This is a genomic window from Agrobacterium vitis (assembly GCF_014926405.1).
GTDB lineage: Bacteria > Pseudomonadota > Alphaproteobacteria > Rhizobiales > Rhizobiaceae > Allorhizobium > Allorhizobium vitis_H.
In genome coordinates, this window is sequence record NZ_JACXXJ020000005.1 from 1,699,846 (window position 1) to 1,718,221 (window position 18,376).

The window sequence follows — 18,376 nt, forward strand, 5'->3', positions numbered from 1 at the left end:
CTCGTATGGTCGGCCTCTTGGCCTTGCCAGACGGGATTGCTAAAACAGGATTACGGGTTGGCGTTTCCAATACCCTGCCCTATGTTCCTTTTCACTTGGCTTGTTTAGTGTCCCGTCAACCGGCCCAATAGCGTGGCCCCAATAGCATGGCTTATGGATCCGCATGCGCGCTATCGCTCTCATCGTTGTCGCGTCCTGTTGTTTCATTGCCCTCGGGCCAGCCGGTTCGGCGCGGGCCGCCCCAAGCTGCGAGGCCATTCGGGCCGAGCTTGCCCAGACACCTGTGGTGATTGGCAATTCCCAGGGCGTGCGTGCCTATTCGGGAGCTGTGACCCGGCAGGATTTCGAGATCCGTAAATTGCAACGCACCCTGCAACAAGCCGGATGCTCCTCCAGTATCGCCATTATCGACGGACATGGACAGGATCTCTGCGCGCCAATGCAGGAAAGCCTTGCCGTGATGCAGGAAAACAAGCGTCAGCTTCTGATCGAACGCAACGCGGCGGGCATGAAGGGCGGCGTCAATCCCCGCCACGAGGAGCTGACGGCTGCTTTGCAATCGAATGGCTGTGATATCACCGAACCGGCCTCGGCACTCCAGGACGCGGATGACAGCCTGGAGACTGCCAGGCCCTTTGAGGCCCCGGTCTATCCCGATTATCCATTGCGCAACGAGGCGCCGATCTCGTCATCCAGCGACGGGCTTATGCTGCCTTCGGGACAGGGCGGATACAGAACGCTCTGCGTCCGAACCTGCGATGGCGGCTTTTTCCCGATCTCACCCAGCACACCCGCCCGCGATTTTGGTCGCGATGCCGAAACATGCAACCGGCTTTGTCCAGGGACTGAAGCCGAACTCTATTATTCCCGCCTCACCGACGAGGCCAAGGATATGGTTTCAACCGTGACCGGCCAGCCTTATCGCGATATGCCCCATGCCTTCGCCTATCTCAGCCGGGTACCCGGGCAGCCGGGACAATGCAGTTGCAACAGGAGCAACTCTGACGGCTTGCAGACCAATGCTCCAAAGCCTGATTTGGGGACTGATTCTGGCGGGTCCTCAGTCATTTCCATCACATCCAATGGATCCGCCGCCAGCACCAGACAGATGGATGCCCCGCCTGGTGCGCAGGTCAAAACGTCGACCGACCAAAAGGCGACGACTGGCATGGAAGCCACGAATAAGCCAGTTCCTGAACCTGAGGCAGTGAGCCGACCCTATGATCCCGGACGTCAATCGGTACGCCGCGTCGGCCCAACGTTCCTGCCGTCCAACACCAGCCAGATTGACCTCGTTCATCCAGCGCTTCCAGGCGCACAACCGGTTCAGGAATAGGTTCTCCTTCAGCAATCGTACCGATTCCGGTTTTTTACCCGATCTATGGAGCGGATAAACCGGGCTATTGGAATTCGAAGATCTGGCGGAACATGCCGGGGGCGATAATCGATAGCGGGTTCACCACCAGATGCGGGGCATCGACCGGGCCTTTCAGCTTGAAGGTAATGCCCAAAAGGCCACGGTCCCGGCCATTGCCAAGGATGGCACCGATAATCGGAACTTCCGCAAACAGCCGATTGAGACCATAGGCGGGCATGAATGTCCCGGTCATTTCCATCTGGCCCCTGGTATCCTTGATGGTGCCCTGGAACGATGCGCCGACCTGTTCGCCCCGGACAATGCCGTTATCGGTCCTGAGCACGCCGTCCTGATAGATCAGACGGGCAAAGGCCCGTTGGAATTTTTCCGAGCTGACATCCAGGTCACGTTTGACCGCCGTATTCAGGCTACGGCCATCATCGGTTGCCGGGGTCGTGACGATTTTCTGTAACCGATCCTCATTCTCGACCCGGAAATTACGCAGATCAACATTGCCCATCCAGTTCTTGTTCAGATCGCCACGGATTTTCACATCCAGCATGCCGCCGCGCATATGGCTATAGAGATCGACGAACCGCACCAAAGTGCCTGCATCACTGGAAATCAGCGATATCTCATTGCCATTTCCAGCCTTGGCCGACTGGACGACGACCGCCTGGCCGGTATCGGTCACGGCACTCATTTTCAGCGCCGTTATTGCCCCCGATCGGGAACCATAGACAAGCCGGACGCCGGAAAGGGCTTCGTCATTGAAGCCAATCAGCTTATCGACATCGACACTTATATCGACATCGGTCGAATTGCTTGACGATCGACCGTCGCCAGTCGCACCATTGGAAGAGCTGCCGGATTTCAGCTTCTTCAGCAAAACACGGCCATCAACACTGCTACCACTGACCTTTGCGTTGATGACACCCTTGTTGACCTGAACCGAAAGGCCGAAATCATCGGCGGAGGCCAGTTTGACATGGTCGAGATCTGCCCCAACCAGACCATTGGTTTTGGATACCACAAGCTTGCCAGTCGCCCCGAACCCGTCGCCGTCGAGATTGAACTTGTCGAGCATGAACAGGCCGGACTTGTCCTGCAATTCCATCGACACCTTGGCGGGAATGCCGGAACCCTTGGTCCAGCCAATAACCGGGACGTTCAAAGTCGCGCGCGACAGGTCGCTTTTCACCAGTTGGCGATTGTCATCAAGGCGCGACACTTCCAAATCGATGGTGCCACCAACAATGTCGCCAAGGCCCGGCACGAGCTTGGCGCGCTGGCTGTCATTCAGCTGTCCTTTGACCGTCCAGCTAGGCGCTCTATTGGAACCGCGGTCGACCGGCTGAGAGAAGTCGATCTCCACCGGCACGCCATCGATCTGGGCGTCCCCCTGCAAGACGGCATTTTGCGGATCGACCACCAGCGTACCATCGAAGCCGGTGATCTTCTTGTCCATATAGGGCCGCTTGAGATCGACCCCCTTCATATCCAGCGAGGCCTTCCACACTTCCGGTGGAGGTTTCTGATCGGCGATGATGCCGCCATAGAGCTGAACATCGGCCTTGATTTCGCCTGCAAAATCCTCCGGCACGAATTCCGTGCGTTGCAAGGCTTGCATGGGCTTGAATGTCGCAAGTTCCGCCATGGCGTCAGCCGGGCCGCTGATGGAAACGGCGATATTGGCCATCAGCGGCTTCTTGTAGGTATTGGCGATCGCAAATGTGCCTTTATCCAACTTGACCTTGCGTCCCGAGGGGAAATAGGAGGTGCCGCCATCGATACGCACGTCCAGATCCGGCCCTGTGAGGTCGAAATGCCCCGCAAGATCACGAATCGGCGGCAGGTCGCCTGTGACGTTCATCCGCGCACCGCTGATATCGAAAGCGATTTTCAGCTCGTCAGGCCCCAGATCCAGGGGCTGGGGTATAGGTTTCATCCGCCCGGCAGGAATGAGCACATCAATCGAGGCATTGCTGATCGTGCCGCCGAACAGATTGGCCTGTACCCAGGTGCGTGGCTTCATGGCCATCCAATAGGGCCAGAGCTGCTTGACCATGGCGGTGCGCATCTCGAACAGTTTGCCGTTGAAACGGATTTCCGGCGAGGCGTTGCCAAACTGAACATTGAGCGTGGCTTGCATGCTGCCATGCGGCGTCGACACCGCCAACTCGCTAAATGTCAAATGACGCTGGCTGGGAATGAATTGTCCAAAGGCCTTGAGAGAAAACGGAAACGGCTGCTCTCCCGACGATTCCACCGAAGCCGTACCCTGATCGACCAGCAGGTCGATGCCGATACCCTGGGCATCGCCCGGCACTGACTGCAACCGGTCAAGATCGATGAACCCGCCGGAAAACGGGACATGGGTCGGGCCGAAATCCACCTCAGAGGGCCGGATTTCCGCCGTCAGCTTGTCAAAATCATAGGCGAGATTGATGTCAGCCCGCGTCAGGTCCTGCTTGTCACCATCGACGTAGAGGATGCCGTTTTCCGTCCGCAATCGCGCCGAGAGAGCCGGTTTCTGGCTTTGTGACTGCCGCAAGGCATAGAAATCGATATTGATGCTGGTATCGGCTCCGTCCCGCCAGACCCCTGTGGGCGTGCGCTTGATCAGGAAGGGCGTGGCGATCAGATCCGTCACCGTGGCCGTCAACGACGTGGTGTGGGCTCCGTCAGTCATCGCCTCGGCGGAGATCATGCTGACCTTGCCGTTGATAGACGTCTCACCCTCGATGGCAAGCGAATCGTCCTTCCTGCGTGTCAACGTCAGATCGTTGACCTGCACATCAACCGGCTGTCCGATTCCGTTCTTGGCGGGCAAGGTAATGCCCCCAAGGCGCAGCCGATCCAGACCTCCCCGGACAATGAAGCCATGTACATCGTCGAGATTGCCGAACATCGTCTCCATGAACGCCGGAAACTTGTCGATCCGCAGCGTAGCAAGATCCAGATCGCCGCCCTGCAACAGCCGTGAACTGTCGAAATCGATGCCGGTCACGTCGATTTCGGTCACGGAAACCCGTCCCATCAGCAGCGAGATCGGATCGATGACCAGTTTGACGTCGCCGGCTTTGGAGACCACCTGCTGGGTCTTCGGATCGGTCAGGGTGACATTCTGCGCGGCGACCGCCAGATGCAAATTCTTGGAAAGACGGATGGAGGTCTGGTCGATATCGGCTTTCAGGTCGTCGCCAATCGCGGATTGAAAAGCGGCGCGCGCACCGGTCGACAGGGCCTGGTCCAGCGTACCGGTTTCAATCGCAATGGCCGCCGCCCCCAACATGGCCATCAGCGACAGGACGATATAGGCCCCAAACCGCATCAATCTGGTCAGAGGGCCACGCCGGCGCGGGCAATGCACAATCAAGGGATCATCGACCTGCGAGGACGGCAAGGTCTCGAGGGCAACAATGTCGCCTTTGCGAAAACGGATTTTCTCGCCCCGGATTTCTCCCATGCCTTGGCCTGTATCTCCGATATTTCCTGAAGTTCGACGGGCTGTTAGCGCACCGGCAACCTTATGATTCCAATGAATGACCGAATTCGACATCTGCCTTGACTGCGCGCAGCAAACAGAATTCTGATGGCAAATTCATTACACTGGACGCGCGTCATCTGCGCTATATATCCGTCCCGGCCTTATATTTCCACAAACCGGGCAAAAGAAAGGTATCAGCATGGCGGAATTGTCGATTGGGGACATGGCTCCGGATTTCACGCTACCGCGCGATGGCGGTGGCACGGTGAGCCTCTCTTCCTTCAAGGGCAAGCAGGTGGTTGTCTATTTTTATCCCAAGGACGATACCAGCGGCTGCACCGTAGAAGCCACGTCTTTCACATCCCTGACACCAGAATTCGAGAATTCCGGTGCTGTTATCATCGGCATTTCCCCTGATACGGTGAAAAGCCATGATAAATTCGTCGCCAAACACGGACTTGCCGTCATGCTCGGCTCGGACGAGGAGAAGACCACGCTGGAAGCCTACGGCGTGTGGAAGGAAAAAAGCATGTATGGCAAGACCTATATGGGGGTCGAGCGCAGCACCTTCCTGATCGATGCCGACGGCCGGATCGCAGGCGTCTGGCGCAAGGTGAAAGTCCCAGGTCATGCTGAGGCGGTGCTGCAAGCCGTAAAAGACAAAGCAGCGTAGCTGGAATATTTCGCCCGAAATCGATAGAGATTTCAGAAATTATGCAATAAATGCCAAGCATGTCTCATAGCATGATAAAATCCCTGAGAGCGGGTGCGACGATGGCAATCGCCGCAACCGACCTTGATGAAAAAACTGGTCTTGCGCAGGAAACCGCCCGCCGCTGGCATGGCCGGACCCTATCGCTGCGCTCGCCGCTCGATCCGCCGCTGCCGGATCGTCCCGGGCGTCCCGCCAATCCAGTTCTGGTGCCGCCGAAAGCCACGGAAAAACGGTCGCTGCACACGCTGAAGGGCCGGATCGCCATGCTGCATTCACTGGCCCATATCGAGTTGAATGCCGTGGATCTCGCGCTGGATATTGTTGCCCGCTTTGCCAGCGAACCGGTGCCACATTCGTTTTTCGACGGCTGGATGCAGGTGGCCTTTGAAGAAGCCAAGCATTTCGGTCTGGTGCGCGACCGGCTCCGGGCGCTCGGGGCCGATTACGGCGACATGCCAGCCCATGACGGCCTTTGGCAGGCCGCCCATAGCACCCGCACCGACCTGACAGCCCGGCTTGCTGTCGTGCCGCTCATTCTTGAGGCGCGCGGCCTGGACGTAACCCCGTCCCTTCAGGAAAAGATGCGCGAGACCGGCGATATCGAAAGTGCCGAGGTATTGAAGATCATCTATGACGACGAAAAAGGCCATGTCGCCGTCGGCGCCAAATGGTTTCGCTTTCTCTGTTCCCGTGAAAAGCGTGACCCAGCCAAAACCTTCCAGCAATTGGTTCGCGCCAACTTCCGTGGAACGTTGAAAGCACCGTTCAACGACATTGCTAGGGCCGAAGCCGGGCTGACACCTTCCTTTTACCGGGTGCTCTCCTCTATCAGCCACGCTTGAAACATATCGGCGGCAGGCAACATTTTGTTAACCTTAACAGGATGTAATCACCTCGACAGAATCGGGTCTGCAATCCGGGTCAAACGTTAGAGTTTGGCCACGCGCAACGGCTGTAACGATGCACGAGGTCGGCATGATGAAGACACGCAGCCGCAACGGCTTCAGCAAGCGTCAGCGCCAACAGCATGTCCTTATCCTCGCGTCCGGCGAAACCATTCGCCATATGACACTGCGCCCGTGGATGGCAGGAGCCGGTCTTTGCCTGGTGGTGGCCGGTGTGGTCGGCTATCTCGGCGCGACCTCTTATCTCATCATGCGCGATAATCTTATCGGAGCCTCCATGGCCCGCCAGGCGCATTTGCAGCACGATTACGAAGACCGGATCTCCGCCTTGCGTGCCCAGGTCGACCGCGTCACCTCCCGACAATTGCTGGACCAGCAGGTGGTGGAAGAAAAACTTCAAACCCTGCTCGAAAAGCAGATGGCGCTTTCTGCCCGTTCCGGCAAGCTTGGATCGCTTCTGGACCGCGCCGAAGAATCCGGCCTGACACCCAATGAGCCTTTGGCCCCAGTGGCACCAGATAAATCCGCGTCTGTGGCCCCTGCGGCAGCCCCAGCGGGAAAGAGCAATGCACTGGCCGCTCTTAATCGGATGCTCCATACCGGACCCGCAGACACACAGGAAAGCGATGGCCCGGCACTGGGCTTTATGCCTGCCCATGAAAGCGGCGCCGACCGGGCGGACCGAGTTTTTCGCAACGTGACGCTGTCGCTGAAATCCATCGAACAAAAGCAGAAATCAAGCATCCATGCGCTGACTGCCGAGGCGAGCGACAAGGCCAACACCATCGAGCAGGTCTTGACCGACAATGGCATCTGGATCGACACGCCTGATGCTGGCAAGGACGGAATGGGTGGCCCCCTGGTCGATGCCGACCCCAAGCTCGGGTTCGATACCAGTCTCGACGGGTTAGACAGCGCCCTCAATCGCCTGGATGCCGCCCGCGAGACGGCAAAGGACATGCCTTTTTCCAACCCTGCCGCCACCCGCGAAATCACCAGCCCCTTCGGCAACCGCCCTGACCCGCTGCTTGGACGGCTGGCCATGCATACCGGCATAGATTTCCGCGCAACAAATGGTTCTCCCGTCAAAAGTGCCGGTGCTGGAACCGTCATTACCGCCGGACCGACGGGCGGCTATGGAAATATGGTGGAAATCGACCATGGCCAGGGACTGTCCACCCGTTACGGCCATATGTCGAAAATCCTCGTTCGTCCGGGCGAAAAGATCGAGGTTGGTCAGTTGATCGGCCTTTCCGGATCGACCGGGCGCTCCACCGGGCCACACCTGCATTATGAAATTCGCAAGAACGGCAACCCGATCAATCCGATGAGCTTTCTGGCATCCGGAATGACATTAAAGCCCTTTATTCAGTAGTAGGCGCCTCAAATCGGGAGGAATCGCGCGATTGGAGATGAGATTGGCGGCACTTACCAAGGCAACCCGTTATTCATAAATGTCTGTTACTGAATATCTGCAGATACGAGGATATGTCAGGGGACCTGAGTTGCAACAAAGCAGCTCAACAGACAAAGCGGAACGGTACTATGTGGCTTGAACTGCATGACGGCGACGGGTTTCCCTTCTTCGTGAATATGAACAATGTCGTTGATTTTCGTTGGTATGAACGAGAAAAATATACCAGCTTGCTGACCACGGCGCCTGTGGCGGAAAAACTGCATATGCTTTACGTGCGAGAAAGCGCGACCCAGATCATGCAGATGATCCGCCAGGAGCAAAACCGGCAGGCTGGCAGAGCGGGTGGCGCCTAAAGCATCGGCGGCGAAAGGCGAACCGGTTTTCTGAACGATGCTCTAAACACAGCAAAGATTGATCCAACACCTTTCGCCCAGCGTAATGGTATAGGTTACTCCTGCCTTAGCGAGCTGCCATGCCAAATGCCCACCCTAGTCCAACCATCCTGTGGTTCCGCAAGGATCTGCGTCTCGATGACAACAGGGCGCTTCTGACAGCATTGCAGACCTCTGGCCCGGTCATCCCTCTCTACATTCGCGAGCCTGAGGAAATGGGTACCGGCCCGCTCGGCCCGGCACAGGCATGGTGGCTGCATCACTCCCTCGTCAGCCTCGACCAGTCACTTCAATCCTACGGCAGCCGATTGGTTCTTCGCAACGGCCCACCGGGCCAGGTCCTGTGCCATCTGATCAAGGAAACCGGCGCCAAAGCCGTCCACTGGAATCGCCGTTACGATCCGTCCGGCATGGCCATCGATGCGGAGCTGAAAGCCGCTCTGCGCAGCGACGGGCTTGAAGCCACCAGCCATGCCGGCTTCCTGCTGCATGAACCGTCGAAGGTGAAAACCGGGAGCGGCGGGCCTTTCCGTGTCTACACACCCTTCTGGCGAGCTCTTGAAAAGCAAGGCGATCCACCGCCGCCCGTCGAGAGACCCAGGACCTTGCACAACCCTGCCCATTGGCCGGATAGCGACCGGTTGGAAGACTGGCAACTGCTGCCGACCAAGCCGGATTGGGCAAAGGAGTTTTCGGAAATCTGGACTCCGGGAGAGCCCGGCGCTCAGGACAAACTGAGCCAGTTTATCGATCATGGCCTCAAGGGTTACCGCACGCAGCGGGATTTCCCAGCCCTGCCCCATACATCTGGCCTGTCGCCGCATCTGGCGCTGGGTGAAATTTCTCCGGCGCGTATCTGGCATGCAACCATCGGCCTTGGCGATGATGTGTCCACCGACGACTATGTGCATTTTCGAAAAGAGCTGGTCTGGCGGGAATTTTCCTACCATCTGCTGTTTCACTTTACCGATCTGGCCAGCCAGAACTGGAACGACCGTTTCAATGACTTCCCCTGGAAGAAGAACGCGGCATTTCTATCTGCCTGGCAGCGGGGCCAGACTGGCTATCCGATCGTCGATGCAGGCATGCGCCAGCTCTGGCGGCACGGTATCATGCACAATCGTGTACGAATGATTGTCGCCTCCTTCCTGATCAAGGATCTGATGATCGACTGGCGGGAGGGAGAAGCCTGGTTTCGCCACACACTGGTCGATGCCGATCCGGCTTCCAACGCCGCCAGCTGGCAATGGGTGGCTGGCTCCGGCGCCGATGCCTCACCGTTTTTCCGGATTTTCAACCCGGTCACCCAGAGTGAGAAATTCGATCCGAACGGCGACTATATCCGCCAATTCGTGCCAGAGCTGGCAAAATTGCCCAACAGCCTGATCCATCGTCCGTTCGAAGCCCCCGCACCCCTGCTGGAAAAGGCGGGGATTACGCTTGGCAAAACCTATCCGGTGCCACTGGTGGATCACAAAAGAGCCAGAGCCGTGGCGCTTGAGGCTTATAAATCAACCGGCTCGCCGGACTGAATAACAGGTGCACGGACGCTTTCCCCACATACTGAGGCAAGGTTTTCCGGGTTGATGCCACAGCAAGAAATTGCATTTCTTGTCATGCAGGGCTTGTAGACCGAAAACACACTTTCTATTGTTCGGGAAACAGAAAGTGCGCTCATGGCATTCCACCCCTCCGTTCTAGACGCCATCGGCAACACGCCGCTGATCCGGCTGAAAGCCGCTTCGCAGGCAACCGGCTGCACCATTTTGGGCAAGGCCGAGTTTCTCAATCCCGGCCAGTCCGTCAAGGACCGTGCCGCGCTCTACATTATCCGCGATGCCGAACGGCGCGGATTGCTGCGGCCTGGCGGCGTGATCGTCGAGGGTACGGCCGGTAATACCGGTATCGGCCTGACCCTGGTCGCCAAGGCGCTTGGCTACCGCACCGTGATCGTCATTCCGGAAACCCAGAGCCAGGAAAAGAAGGACGCGCTGCGGCTGCTTGGCGCCGAACTGGTCGAGGTTCCCGCTGTTCCCTACAAGAACCCGAATAACTATGTGAAGCTTTCCGGGCGACTTGCGGCCCAACTGGCGAAAACCGAACCGAACGGCGCGATCTGGGCCAATCAGTTTGACAATACCGCCAATCGCGACGCTCATATCGAGACAACGGCCCGGGAGATTTTCGAGGACACAGGCGGTGCTGTCGATGGATTCATCTGCGCCGTTGGCTCCGGTGGCACGCTGGCTGGCACGGGGATCGGACTTCGAAACCTGAAGCCCGGCGTCAAGATCGGTCTTGCCGATCCCGAAGGAGCCGCGCTCTATGAATTCTATCGGAATGGCGAGTTAAAATCCTCTGGCTCCTCAATCAGCGAGGGCATAGGCCAGGGCCGGATTACCGCCAATCTGGAAGGATTTACGCCTGATTTCTCTTACCTCATCCCCGACAGCGAAGCGCTGCCGATCATTTTCGATCTGGTCGAACAGGAAGGCCTCTGCCTTGGCGGCTCTTCCGGCATCAACATTGCCGGTGCCATCCGGCTGGCGCGTGAGCTTGGGCCGGGTCATACCATCGTGACCATCCTGTGCGACTATGGCAATCGCTACCAGTCGAAGCTCTATAATCCGGCCTTCCTCAAGGAAAAGGGCCTGCCGCAGCCGACATGGCTGGGCGGCAAACCTGACATTTCCATTCCCTTCGAACCTGTCTGAGCCCCATGCCAACATTGCCTCTGTTTCGTGACGACTTTTACCTTTCGACGGCAGAGGCGGTGGTGACAGCCGTGCATGAAGACGGCTCAATCGAGCTTGACCAGACCTGCTTTTACGCCACATCCGGCGGCCAGCCAGGCGATACCGGTTTTCTTGAACGGGCCGATGGCTCGACCATCCAGCTTGAGGCAACGCGCCACGGGGCAGACAAGAGCATCATTCTGCACCAGCCGCTGGAGGGCCAGCCAAGTCCTGACCTTGGCGAAAAACTGGTCCTGCATGTTGACTGGCCACGCCGCTACAAACTGATGCGGATGCATACCGCCTGCCATCTGCTGTCGGTGGTCTGCCCGTTTCCCATTACCGGTGCCGCCGTCGGCGAGGATGAAAGCCGGGTGGATTTCGACATGAGCGAAGCCATCGACCGCGAAACGGTGACCGCCGATCTGATGCGGCTGGTGGAGGAAAACCATCCGATCTACCTGGAATGGATCACCGACGCGCAACTGGCAGCCAATCCGGATATCGTCAAATCCAAGAATGTGCGCCCACCGATGGGTTTGGGTCGCGTTAGCCTTGTTTGCATCGGAGAGAATTCATCCGTTGACAGCCAGCCCTGCGGCGGCACACATGTTTCCGAGACCCAGGAGGTCGGCGCGATTCACATCGCCAAGATCGAGAAAAAGGGCAAGGAGAACCGGCGCTTCCGTATTCGCTTCGGCACGCTGGAACCCTCTGCCTGACAAGCATGGAGAAAAGCATGTCTGCGGAGAAAAGCCGTTTCGTCGTATCGGCCGAGTGGGTACAGAAGCAATTGGGCGCACCTCAATTCAAGGTCGTCGATGCATCCTGGTATTTGCCGGCCCATAACCGCAATGGCGCGGAAGAATACGCTGCTGGTCACATTCCCGGCGCAGTGTTTTTCGATCAGGACCAGATCGCCGACCGCTCCACCAGCCTGCCCCACACCGTACCCTCCCCGGAATCCTTTGCCGAAGCAGTTGGCAAGCTTGGCATTTCAGACACCGACACGATTGTCGTATATGATGGCCCCGGCCTGTTTTCCGCGCCGCGTGTCTGGTGGATGTTCCGGGTGATGGGCGCCCCGAATGTGTTTCTTCTGGATGGCGGATTGGACGGTTGGAAACAGGAAGGACGGCCGCTTGAGACCGACTTGCCTGAACCGGCACCTGCGACCTTTACCACCAATTTCAAGGACAGCCTGATCACTCCGTTCCAGGATATGCAGAGCATTGTCGAGAGCGGCAGTCGCCAGATCGCCGATGCCCGCCCTGCCGGACGCTTCACGGGCGAAGAACAGGAGCCACGAGCGGGAATGCGCTCGGGCCATATGCCTAGCGCTCGCTCAGTACCTGCCTCCATCCTTGGCGAAAATGGCCGGTTGAAAGACCTCTCGACATTGCGAGAGATTTTTACCGATGCAGGCATCGATCTGACCCGCCCCGTTGTTACCAGCTGCGGCTCAGGCGTTACGGCTGCGGTGGTCACCCTGGCGCTGCAATCGCTTGGCCATCACGACAATACGCTCTATGACGGCTCCTGGTCAGAATGGGGCTCTCGCAAGGATACTCCGGTGGTAACCGGACCAGCAGATGCGATTGAAGGCGAGTTACCCACGCTTCTAACCGCCCATGTTACCAAGCTGGAAATGACCGCGCCCCCGAAATCCAGCTTGCCAGTGCCGATCAATATCCAGACGGCAATCATCCGCGCCACTGAAATGCCCCTACCCTATTACCGCTTCCTCTATCGGCAGGTCGGCTCCCGCTGGCACTGGTACAAGCGCCTGCAGATGAGCGATGCCGAGCTGAAGGCGACCATCCATAGCCCGGATGTGTCAATCTGTGTGCTTTACGTCAATGGCGCCCCAGCGGGCTTCTTTGAGCTGACCCAGCAACAGGACAATACCGTCGAGCTGTCCTATTTCGGCCTGTTCGAACATGCACTGGGACTTGGAATCGGCAAATGGTTCCTGCTTCAGGCCCTCTATGCCGCCTGGTCGACTGCACCAACCAAAATCTCGGTGATGACAAATACCCTCGACCATCCCCGCGCCCTGCAACTCTACCAGCAATTCGGCTTTTCACCGGTTGAAACGTGGAACGAGTTGGTGGAACCACCCTCGGAATCCAGTTTGCTGGACATTTTGAAGCGGGATTACAACATTCATTGATCGGCTGTGACGCCGGTCAATTCGTCTTCAAGCCTGTCAGGTTTAGATTGAACCCGACAGGCTTTATGCCGCTTCCGAAGACCGAAATACAAGGCTCGAAAAACGCATCGCGCTCTTGCTCCAGCCCTAACTTAAATGTGGAATACTTTCTGCTTCCAATATCTCTCGCGAAACCCAGGCAGGATTCTGCGAAAAGCGTGACGCATCCGGATCAGATATCATTTGCGAATGCATTCAGCTCGTCTAAGCTGCTGAGCTGCACCAGCGGTTTGCCTTGGAGCTTAGCCTCCGCGCAAAGCTCTCGAATTGTCGGCATCCATCCCTGATCGACATCCCAAATCGTACGGAAAAGCTCTCGCGTGGGTGGCATAGCAGAAAAACCGCCTGGGGCATGTTCGAGTTTCCCAGCCATCCATGCCATCTGCCGTTCTGCCGCAAGCCAGAAATGCATCCATAACGCCATGTCGATGAGGATGATTTCCGTTGCTCGCTCAACGCGGGACGGGATCGAGTCCAGGCTGCCTAGCCCGTCGATCACCCAGGCATCTTCAGAAATAATTTTCTCATGCTTGAGTGCATAGACGTCAGGCGGGGTTAGAATCCAACCTTCTTGCCAAAGAAAGCGGTCGATTTCGACATGCGGTAAACCTCGCTTCTCGCCAAGCTTGCGAGCGAGAGTAGATTTTCCACCACCAGCATTACCGAGAATGACGATCCGCGACATCGGCTATTGGCCTGAAATTTCCCAATTAAAACGACAGACTTGAACTGAATTTTCTAACGTTGCAAAACAAATGCCTCACAACAGGTGAGTGTGCAGAATGTTTCGCGAAGATATCTCCAGCAAGACAAACCGCCCGACACACGCACCGCAAGGCGACTCGGCACCAGTATCCACTTGGATGCCATATTTCGGTTAGGGGCTGACGTCCTTAATGGCTTATTTTTTTATAAAACCATAAAACGCATAATACGAAGAGTCATTAAAAATGACTCTTCGTATTCCTTTTGCAAATAACACAAGTCTTCGATGCATTGGAGATATTTACAATCTCTTCAAGGCGAACGCGCGTTAGCATATTCGCCTTAGTATAGGGCACTCACGAAACTCGGTGTATGGTCTATTTCCAGCCCTCGCCTTCCTTCCATGTTTTCCAGTTATCAATGACTGTATCGGCGAAACGACTTCCCACTCGATAAGCATTTGTAACTGATGGCATGAAACCGCCCGACGTCGAAGTCAGCGATTCGATAGCGGTGCGGCCAAACGGTTCGCGGTCGAAATTGGACGCTGTGCGCAACACCAGAATACGGTTGAAATCGAGGCGCCCGGCCTCCGAGGCCCGCTTCAAAGCTGTCAGCGTCGCATTATCCTCCATTTGGGTGGTGCAGTAATGGGCTTTTCCATCGGTGACCAGGGTAGCAAATCGTTCCGTGGCTTCAGCGTCCTTGACCCCATGCCAGTAGGTATCGCCTGAGATCGTGTCGCAAATCTTCACAGACGGAGCCGCCTTGGCCGCAGGCGCGGCATAGGCGGCGCGATAGGTCTTGGCAGCATCGCTGTCCATCAATTCGATGGACCCGGTCAGCGCCATGGCCTTCTGGACCAGCGCCTCGTTCAGCGCGTAGACTTCTGTCCCCGCCGCCCAGGTCGGCTTGCCGGTCGGACTTGCCGCACCCAGCGGCACCTGCCCGTCTGGCCAGTCCTTGTCGATCTGGCGGGCATCGATATCATGCCGCAATCCGCCATCCACCACATATCTGGCCCAGAGCGCCGACCCCAGAGTTCCCTCCTTCGGATTGACACCGGCAATGCCTGCGATCAACACATAGGTGTTGCGGAGATCAAACCGACGGTCGAACGCGACCGCCATGGTCGAGCTCGCCGCATTGGCATAGCCCATCGCCGTGGTCATCACGCAGAGGCCCTGACGATCGCAAGCGACCTCCGGATACTCTTTCGACAGGCCTGGCACTTTAACCTTCGTCGTCAGCTTGCGCCCTGCCAGCCACGGCTTGGTCTCTTCGCCAAACATGGTGATAACGAGAACCTTCGGAGCAATCGTTTTCACTCCCCGGCCGGAAGCCGACGACGCGGCATGACTGACAATGGCGCTCGACGCCACCGTCAACGCGGTGACAATCATCGCTGTGGCGAATGCAGGCAATCTTGGCATCATAGGATAGATCTCTTTATCGAAGGGCAATGGCACCATTGCAGGGAGGAGATCTCCTTCTTAGCTCGGACAGAATTTCAGGTCAAAACCATAGGCCAAAGGCATAATCAATCCTGCAGATTAGCTGAAATTCGAGTGACGCCTGAACATGACTCCCTCGAAAAATTTTCCGGCTGCAAGCCAAAAAATAGAAAAAGGCCGGATGGTTTCCCATCCGGCCCTGAAACAAACGACTTAACGTCGCTTATGGCTTATGCTGCTTCAGCGGTTTCTGCTTCAGCGGCAACGCGAGCCTTGTCAGCTGCACCCTTGGCATCGACATCGCGCTCAACGAACTCGATAACGGCCAGAGGAGCATTGTCGCCCTGACGGAAACCAGCCTTCATGATACGCAGGTAGCCGCCGTTACGGCTAGCGTAACGAGTAGCAATCGCATCGAACAGCTTGCGAACAGCATCCTGATCGCGGATCTGCGAAATGGCCTGACGACGAGCGTGCAGGTCACCGCGCTTGCCGAGCGTGACAAGCCGTTCTACAATCGGGCGAATTTCCTTCGCCTTTGGCAGGGTCGTGACAATTTGCTCATGGGTGATGAGCGAAGCCGCCATATTGGCAAACATTGCCTTACGGTGGCTGGCGGTACGGTTCAGCTTGCGGCCGGCTTTCTGATGGCGCATGGCTATTCTCCTTCAATGCAGGTTCCCGCGCTTGTTGCGGCCCTGCCGTTTCCTGACACATACGGATCAAGATCCGCAGTTTGACTGGAAAGGCAGAGTTCAACCTGCCTTATCTAAGATTAATATTGGTCTTCGTAACGCTTGGCGAGATCTTCAATGTTTTCCGGCGGCCAGGCAGGAACTTCCATACCCAGATGCAGGCCCATGGAAGCCAGAACTTCCTTGATCTCGTTCAGCGACTTGCGACCAAAGTTCGGCGTGCGCAACATTTCGGCTTCGGTCTTCTGAATCAGATCGCCAATATACACGATATTGTCGTTCTTCAGGCAGTTGGCCGAACGGACCGAAAGTTCGAGTTCGTCGACCTTCTTCAACAGCGCCGGGTTGAAAGCCAGTTCGGTAACGGCTTCTTCTTCAGCTTCACGCTGCGGCTCATCGAAGTTGACGAAGACAGACAGCTGGTCCTGGAGAATACGAGCAGCGAAAGCCACCGCATCTTCACCCGAAACAGACCCGTCGGTCTCGATCGTCATGGTCAGCTTGTCGTAGTCAAGAACTTGGCCTTCGCGGGTGTTTTCAACCTTGTAGGACACTTTCTTGACCGGCGAATAGAGGCTGTCGACCGGGATAAGCCCAATCGGAGCATCTTCTGCCCGGTTACGATCAGCCGGGACATAGCCCTTGCCGTTGTTGACCGTGAATTCCATCCGGATTTCCGCGCCTTCATCCAGCGTGCAGATGACGTGGTGCGGATTGAGGATCTCGATATCGCCAACCGTCTGGATATCTCCAGCGGTCACGACGCCCGGACCCTGCTTGCGGACAACCATGCGCTTGGCATCGTCGCCGTCCATCTTGATGGCAATTTCCTTGATGTTCAAAACGATGTCGGTGACATCTTCGCGAACACCCGGGATCGACGAGAATTCATGCAGAACACCGTCGATCTGGACAGCCGTCACGGCAGCACCGCGCAGCGACGACAGCAAAACGCGACGAAGCGCGTTGCCGAGCGTCAGACCGAAGCCCCGCTCAAGCGGTTCGGCAACCAGGGTTGCCTTGGTGCGACCGCTGGAGGAGAACTCAACCTTGTTCGGCTTGATCAGTTCCTGCCAATTCTTCTGAATCATATGTTTACCTTCCGTTCGTCGCCACTATTCAATCGTGACGACCGAGCATGAGAAGAACCGGGACCGCATCTACGCATATCCCGGCCGGACGAAGAATGATCAGACGCGGCGCTTCTTGCGAGGACGGCAGCCATTGTGCGGGATCGGGGTCACATCGCGGATCGAGGTGATCATGAAGCCCGCGGCCTGCAAAGCGCGCAGAGCCGACTCACGGCCAGAACCCGGACCGCAAACTTCGACTTCCAGCGATTTCATGCCGTGTTCCTGAGCCTTCTTGGCGCAATCTTCAGCAGCGATCTGAGCGGCAAACGGGGTCGACTTACGCGAACCCTTGAAGCCCTTGGCACCAGCAGACGACCAGGCAATTGCATTGCCCTGCGCATCGGTGATGGTGATCATCGTGTTGTTGAATGTCGAGTTGACGTGCGCAACACCCGACGAAATATTTTTGCGCTCTCTACGGCGAACGCGTGTGGCTTCCTTGGCCATTCAATTCCCTTTCATTGATCTCGACACCGCCGTAACACCAGCGGCTCCACCGGAAAGGACAAAGCGCCCTCTCCAAAACTGCAACAAGGCCGGCACTGACGTGCCAGCCTCAAGCTCGCCATAAAGCGAAACTTACTTCTTCTTACCAGCGATAGCCTTTGCCGGACCCTTGCGAGTACGAGCATTGGTATGGGTACGCTGACCGCGAACAGGCAGACCGCGACGATGACGCAGACCGCGGTAGCAGCCCAGATCCATCAATCGCTTGATGTTCATTGCGGTGTCGCGACGCAGGTCACCTTCGACCTGGTAATCGCGGTCGATGGTTTCACGGATAGCCAGAACTTCAGCATCTGTCAGCTGATGAACGCGGCGGTCGGCGGAAAGGCCAACCTTTTCCATGATTTCCTGTGCGAACTTCGGACCAATCCCATGAATATAGGTCAGCGCGATAACTACGCGCTTTGCCGTTGGGATGTTGACGCCAGCGATACGTGCCACGCCTATTCTCCTTGCGTTCCAGTTGCCATCCGGCAAGTGGTGTGTCGTTACACGGCCCAAAAGAACCGCAATTACAAAAACGAATTCTCAACAGTCAAAAGACCGAACCCGTCTTCCAGCATTGGAAGATCGCGCCGGTCGCTTCAATGTTGCGAGTTGGCGCGGTCTTTAGCGGAATCGGCTGACAAAAGCAACCGGCCCCTTAAAAATTCTTGAGG

16 protein-coding genes are annotated in these 18,376 nt (G+C 57.0%); 9 read left to right on the top strand and 7 right to left on the bottom strand.

What is annotated here, in order from left to right; all coding sequences use genetic code 11:
• The first annotated feature begins 163 nt into the window (after positions 1–163).
• Positions 164–1,336, top strand: coding sequence for a DUF2865 domain-containing protein (locus IEI95_RS19150; protein ID WP_194416913.1), 1,173 nt, complete (start codon positions 164–166; stop codon positions 1,334–1,336).
• A gap of 64 nt (positions 1,337–1,400) precedes the next feature.
• Here the strand turns inward: IEI95_RS19150 and IEI95_RS19155 are convergent, their stop codons facing one another.
• Entirely contained in the window at positions 1,401–4,826 is a 3,426-nt protein-coding gene (locus IEI95_RS19155) for a YhdP family protein (RefSeq protein WP_194416914.1), read from the bottom strand.
• Positions 4,827–5,046: 220 nt separating this feature from the next.
• On the opposite strand from IEI95_RS19155, the gene bcp reads away from it, so the two are divergent.
• The 8 genes from bcp to sseA all read left to right on the top strand — a co-directional run bounded on the left by bcp (position 5,047) and on the right by sseA (position 13,184).
• Positions 5,047–5,520, top strand: a complete 474-nt coding sequence (gene bcp, locus IEI95_RS19160) for a thioredoxin-dependent thiol peroxidase (protein ID WP_194416915.1) — start codon at positions 5,047–5,049, stop codon at positions 5,518–5,520.
• A gap of 101 nt (positions 5,521–5,621) precedes the next feature.
• Positions 5,622–6,404, top strand: a complete 783-nt coding sequence (locus IEI95_RS19165; protein WP_420481795.1) for a ferritin-like domain-containing protein — start codon at positions 5,622–5,624, stop codon at positions 6,402–6,404.
• A 136-nt stretch (positions 6,405–6,540) separates the two neighbouring features.
• Positions 6,541–7,842: a M23 family metallopeptidase gene (locus IEI95_RS19170; RefSeq protein ID WP_420481802.1), complete on the top strand. Its 1,302-nt coding sequence runs from the start codon at positions 6,541–6,543 to the stop codon at positions 7,840–7,842.
• A gap of 170 nt (positions 7,843–8,012) precedes the next feature.
• Complete coding sequence (locus IEI95_RS19175; protein WP_156533242.1) at positions 8,013–8,237, top strand: hypothetical protein; 225 nt, start codon at positions 8,013–8,015, stop codon at positions 8,235–8,237.
• Positions 8,238–8,356: 119 nt separating this feature from the next.
• Positions 8,357–9,808 (top strand): cryptochrome/photolyase family protein, encoded by a 1,452-nt coding sequence (locus tag IEI95_RS19180; protein WP_156533243.1) that lies wholly within the window; start codon positions 8,357–8,359, stop codon positions 9,806–9,808.
• A 144-nt stretch (positions 9,809–9,952) separates the two neighbouring features.
• Entirely contained in the window at positions 9,953–10,990 is a 1,038-nt protein-coding gene (locus tag IEI95_RS19185; protein ID WP_070167163.1) for a cysteine synthase A, read from the top strand.
• 5 nt (positions 10,991–10,995) lie between these two features.
• Complete coding sequence (locus IEI95_RS19190; RefSeq protein ID WP_156533244.1) at positions 10,996–11,733, top strand: alanyl-tRNA editing protein; 738 nt, start codon at positions 10,996–10,998, stop codon at positions 11,731–11,733.
• A gap of 17 nt (positions 11,734–11,750) precedes the next feature.
• On the top strand, positions 11,751–13,184 hold the full coding sequence (gene sseA / locus IEI95_RS19195) for a 3-mercaptopyruvate sulfurtransferase (protein WP_156533245.1): 1,434 nt from the start codon (positions 11,751–11,753) through the stop codon (positions 13,182–13,184).
• Positions 13,185–13,395: 211 nt separating this feature from the next.
• Here sseA and IEI95_RS19200 read toward each other — a convergent pair whose 3' ends face one another.
• From IEI95_RS19200 to rpsM, 6 genes are all read right to left on the bottom strand, one after another.
• Positions 13,396–13,908 carry a P-loop NTPase family protein gene (locus IEI95_RS19200; RefSeq protein ID WP_156533246.1) on the bottom strand — a complete coding sequence of 171 codons (513 nt, stop codon included), beginning with the start codon at positions 13,906–13,908 and terminating at the stop codon, positions 13,396–13,398.
• Between the two features lie 397 nt (positions 13,909–14,305).
• On the bottom strand, positions 14,306–15,364 hold the full coding sequence (locus IEI95_RS19205; protein ID WP_234891010.1) for a purine-nucleoside phosphorylase: 1,059 nt from the start codon (positions 15,362–15,364) through the stop codon (positions 14,306–14,308).
• 248 nt (positions 15,365–15,612) lie between these two features.
• A complete protein-coding gene (gene rplQ / locus IEI95_RS19210) occupies positions 15,613–16,038 on the bottom strand; it encodes a 50S ribosomal protein L17 (RefSeq protein WP_015915763.1) in 426 nt (141 codons plus the stop codon).
• 119 nt (positions 16,039–16,157) lie between these two features.
• A complete protein-coding gene (locus IEI95_RS19215; RefSeq protein ID WP_015915762.1) occupies positions 16,158–17,168 on the bottom strand; it encodes a DNA-directed RNA polymerase subunit alpha in 1,011 nt (336 codons plus the stop codon).
• Between the two features lie 99 nt (positions 17,169–17,267).
• Positions 17,268–17,657: a 30S ribosomal protein S11 gene (gene rpsK / locus IEI95_RS19220; protein ID WP_015915761.1), complete on the bottom strand. Its 390-nt coding sequence runs from the start codon at positions 17,655–17,657 to the stop codon at positions 17,268–17,270.
• 132 nt (positions 17,658–17,789) lie between these two features.
• Positions 17,790–18,158: a 30S ribosomal protein S13 gene (gene rpsM, locus IEI95_RS19225; RefSeq protein WP_015915760.1), complete on the bottom strand. Its 369-nt coding sequence runs from the start codon at positions 18,156–18,158 to the stop codon at positions 17,790–17,792.
• Between the last annotated feature and the right edge of the window lie 218 nt (positions 18,159–18,376).